3 protein-coding genes are annotated in these 4,398 nt (G+C 58.0%); 2 read left to right on the top strand and 1 reads right to left on the bottom strand.

Going from position 1 to position 4,398, the window contains the following annotated elements; genetic code table 11:
• Positions 1 to 2,985 (top strand): DNA-directed RNA polymerase subunit beta' (rpoC, locus tag QZ196_RS17285; protein ID WP_296428602.1); only part of this gene is annotated, 2,985 nt, incomplete at its 5' end.
• A 157-nt stretch (positions 2,986 to 3,142) separates the two neighbouring features.
• The gene (locus tag QZ196_RS17280) at positions 3,143 to 4,045 is read left to right on the top strand and encodes a DMT family transporter (protein ID WP_296428600.1); all 903 of its coding nucleotides are present in this window, start codon (positions 3,143 to 3,145) and stop codon (positions 4,043 to 4,045) included.
• A gap of 2 nt (positions 4,046 to 4,047) precedes the next feature.
• Here the strand turns inward: QZ196_RS17280 and QZ196_RS17275 are convergent.
• Positions 4,048 to 4,398 (bottom strand): hypothetical protein (locus QZ196_RS17275; protein WP_296428597.1); only part of this gene is annotated, 351 nt, incomplete at its 5' end.

Below are 4,398 nucleotides of genomic sequence, written 5' to 3'. Positions count from 1 at the left end.
GTCATGCTGAACCGTGCGCCCACGCTGCACCGTCTTGGCATTCAGGCGTTCGAACCCGTCCTGATCGAAGGCAAGGCGATCCAGCTGCACCCGCTTGTCTGTTCGGCCTTCAACGCCGACTTTGACGGTGACCAGATGGCAGTTCACGTGCCGCTTTCGCTGGAAGCACAGTTGGAAGCGCGCGTCCTGATGATGTCCACGAACAACGTGCTGTCGCCTGCGAATGGCGCGCCAATCATCGTGCCATCGCAGGATATGATCCTGGGCCTCTACTACACGACCATCATGCGCGAAGGCATGAAGGGCGAAGGTATGGCGTTCAGCAATATCGACGAGGTCGAGCATGCCTTGACCGCTGGCGAAGTACACCTGCACGCCAAAATTCAGGCGCGCATGATGCAGATCGACGATGAGGGCAACGAGGTGCTGACGCGCTTTGAAACCACGCCGGGTCGCCTGCGTCTGGGTGCATTGCTGCCGTTGAACACCAAAGCACCTTTTGCTCTGGTCAACCGCCTGCTGCGCAAGAAAGAAGTGCAGCAGATCATTGACACCGTCTACCGCTACTGCGGCCAGAAAGAGTCGGTTATTTTCTGTGACCAGATCATGACCATGGGCTTCCGCGAAGCGTTTAAGGCGGGCATTTCGTTCGGTAAGGACGACATGGTTGTACCTGACACCAAATGGGCGCTTGTCGACGAAACCCGCGATCTGGTGAAAGACTTTGAACAGCAGTACATGGACGGCCTGATCACTCAGGGTGAAAAGTACAACAAAGTTGTCGATGCCTGGTCAAAGGCCAACGACAAAGTCACCGACGCGATGATGTTGACTATCTCAACAACGGGCCGTGCGGCTGACGGGTCCGAGAACGAGCCGAACTCGGTTTACATGATGGCACACTCCGGTGCGCGTGGTTCTGTAACCCAGATGAAGCAGCTGGGCGGGATGCGCGGCCTGATGGCCAAGCCGAACGGCGAAATCATTGAAACGCCGATCATCTCGAACTTCAAGGAAGGTCTGACCGTTCTTGAATACTTCAACTCGACCCACGGTGCCCGTAAGGGTCTGTCGGATACGGCGTTGAAGACTGCGAACTCGGGGTATCTGACACGTCGTCTGGTGGATGTCGCACAGGATTGTATCGTGCGTCAGATTGATTGCGGAACGGAACGTGCGATCACCGCCGAAGCTGCGGTGAACGATGGTGAGGTCGTGTCGTCGCTGGCCGAACGTGTGCTTGGTCGGGTCTCTGCCGATGACGTCCTGCGTCCCGGCACGGAAGAGGTCATCGTCGAAGCCGGCGAACTGATCGACGAACGCAAGGCTGACATGATCGACGTTGCTGGTGTCGCCAAGATGCGCATCCGCAGCCCGCTGACCTGCGAAGCCGAAGACGGCGTTTGTGCAATGTGCTATGGTCGTGACTTGGCGCGCGGTACACGCGTGAATATCGGCGAGGCTGTCGGCATCATCGCGGCGCAGTCCATTGGTGAACCCGGTACACAGTTGACGATGCGGACATTCCACATCGGCGGCGTTGCCCAAGGTGGCCAGCAGTCGTTCCAAGAGGCGTCGCAGTCTGGTGAAGTGCGTTATGACAACGCTGTCTTGCTTGAAAATCAGGCGGGTGAAAACGTCGTCATGGGTCGTAACATGACCCTGTCGATCATGGGCGAAAACGGTGAAGAGCTTGCCAGCCACAAGGTCGGTTACGGCTCCAAGGTGTTTATCAAAGAAGGCACTGCGATCCTGCGCGGTGACAAGCTCTATGAATGGGACCCATACACACTGCCGATCATCGCCGAAAAAGCGGGTACAGCGAAATACGTCGACCTGATCAACGGTATCGCCATGCGCGAAGACACCGACGAAGCAACGGGTATGACCCAGCGCATCGTGTCTGACTGGCGTGCGGCACCCAAGGGCAATGAGCTGGCTCCAAAGATCATCGTGATCGGTGCGGATGGCGAAGTTGTCCTGAAGGATGACGGCAACCCCGTGTCCTATGGCATGTCCGTTGATGCCGTTCTGTCGGTGGAAGATGGCCAGGAGGTCGCTGCCGGTGACGTTATCGCGCGTATCCCGCGTGAAGGCGCCAAGACCAAGGACATCACCGGTGGTCTGCCACGTGTGGCCGAACTGTTCGAAGCCCGCCGTCCAAAAGATCACGCAATCATCGCCGAAATTGATGGCTACGTGCGCTTTGGTAAGGACTATAAGAACAAGCGCCGGATCGCGATTGAATCTGCTGACGATGCAGACATCAAGGTCGAATACATGGTGCCCAAGGGCAAGCACATTCCCGTCGTGGAAGGTGACTTTGTTCAAAAGGGCGATTACATCATGGATGGCAACCCAGCCCCGCACGATATTCTTGCGGTGATGGGGGTCGAAGCCCTTGCTGACTATATGATCGACGAAGTGCAGGACGTGTACCGCCTGCAGGGCGTGAAAATCAACGACAAGCACATCGAAGTCATCGTCCGTCAGATGCTCCAGAAATGGGAAATCCAGGACAGCGGCGACACCGTCCTGCTGAAGGGTGAAAACGTCGATAAGGCCGAGTTTGATGAAGCCAACGCCAAGGCAATCGCGCGTGGGGATCGTCCTGCAACCGGTGAGCCGATCTTGCTTGGTATCACCAAAGCGTCGTTGCAGACACGTTCGTTCATCTCGGCGGCATCGTTCCAGGAAACCACGCGCGTGCTGACCGAAGCGTCCGTGCAGGGCAAGCGGGACAAGCTGATCGGTCTCAAAGAGAACGTGATCGTCGGTCGCCTGATCCCAGCCGGAACGGGCGGGGCAACCCAGCAGATGCGTGCTGTTGCGGCAAGCCGTGACAACGTCGTGATCGAGGCGCGCCGGGAACAAGCCGAACAGGCTGCAGCTCTTGCCGCGCCGATGCCCATGTCATCGGACGTGACAGAGGCAGACGTATTTGGCGATCTGATCGTCAACACGCCCGAAGGCAGCGACGAATAAGAACGTTTCGCAGATGTGTAAAAGGCCCCCGATCTTCGGGGGCCTTTTGCGTTGCTGGGTTTGACCTGACGGGCGCGCGTGCCGCGCGACATCATTCTGGCGCCTGCGGCGCATGTGCCCTCTGGCGTTGGTTTCAATCCGCTGGTACGCCGTGAAGATGGTGCAATTTTCCGACAACACGCGCGGTGCGCTTTTCATGATGGGGTCGATGACGGCATTCACCATCAATGACGCATTCATGAAGGCGCTGTCGGATGAATTGCCCTTGTTTCAGGCGCTCTTTGTGCGGGGTCTTGCCACCGTCATCTGTCTGTCGGTGCTCTGTGCGGTGATGGGGCAATTACGGTTTAGCCTGACCCGCCGCGACTGGGGCCTTTTGTTGCTGCGTGCGATTGGCGAAGTAGGCGGAGCCTATTTCTTTATTACCGCTCTGTTTCACCTTCCGATCGCCAACGTCAGCGCCATTCTGCAAGCGCTTCCGCTGACGGTCAGCCTCGCGGCTGCGGTATTTTTGCGCGAAGCACTGGGATGGCGGCGTGTCACGGCGATTTGCGTCGGCTTTTGTGGCGTGCTTTTGATCGTCCGACCGGGCGGGGCGGACTTTAACATATACAGTCTTTACGCGCTCGCTGCCGTGGCCTGCGTCACGTTGCGCGATGTGGTTGTGCGTCGGCTGTCACCGGATGTGCCTTCGGTCCTGGTTGCCTTGATCGCGGCCATTGCCGTGATGGTATTTGGCGGCTTTGCCTCGCTTTTGATCGAATGGCAGCCGTTCACCGTCAAAGCCTCGCTGCAACTGGGCGGGTCAGCCTTGTTCATCATCTTTGGCTATGTGTTTTCCGTGGCTGCCATGCGCGTTGGCGAAATTGGATTTGTCGCGCCGTTCCGCTACACAAGCCTGCTGGTCGCATTGGTGCTTGGCGTGGTGGTCTTTGGTGCCTGGCCCAGCGGTCTGACGCTGGTTGGTGCCTTTGTCGTCGTCGCCACCGGTTTGTTCACGCTCTACCGCGAGCGACGTTTGCGGATCCGCCACATGATCGTGCCGGACCGCATCAGATAGGCCTAGCGCCCGGTCCCGAAGAAAACCCCGTCCACATCCATGTAGAAATCGCCTGCGGCCTCGCCTGTAACGGATCCAAACACCGCATCACCCAGGCCGCCGTCATTGCGGACCGTCCCGTTCAGGTCCAGATTCATATCGGCCCCGACGACATATCCATTTACATCGACGCCACTGATACGTCCGGTTGCCGTCGCATCCAGATCGCCAGCCGTCTCAATGCCGGCAATCGAAAGACTGCCATCAAACCGCTGGGTCGGGACGCCAGCCGGATCGACCAGATTGATGTCCGTGACGGGGCTCTGTTGCACAAATTCTGTGAGGGATTCATCTAGTGAATCCAGTGTGGTAGC

Source organism: Yoonia sp., assembly GCF_017854565.1.
Taxonomy (GTDB): domain Bacteria; phylum Pseudomonadota; class Alphaproteobacteria; order Rhodobacterales; family Rhodobacteraceae; genus Yoonia.
This window is presented reverse-complemented; position numbering and strand designations above follow the sequence as displayed.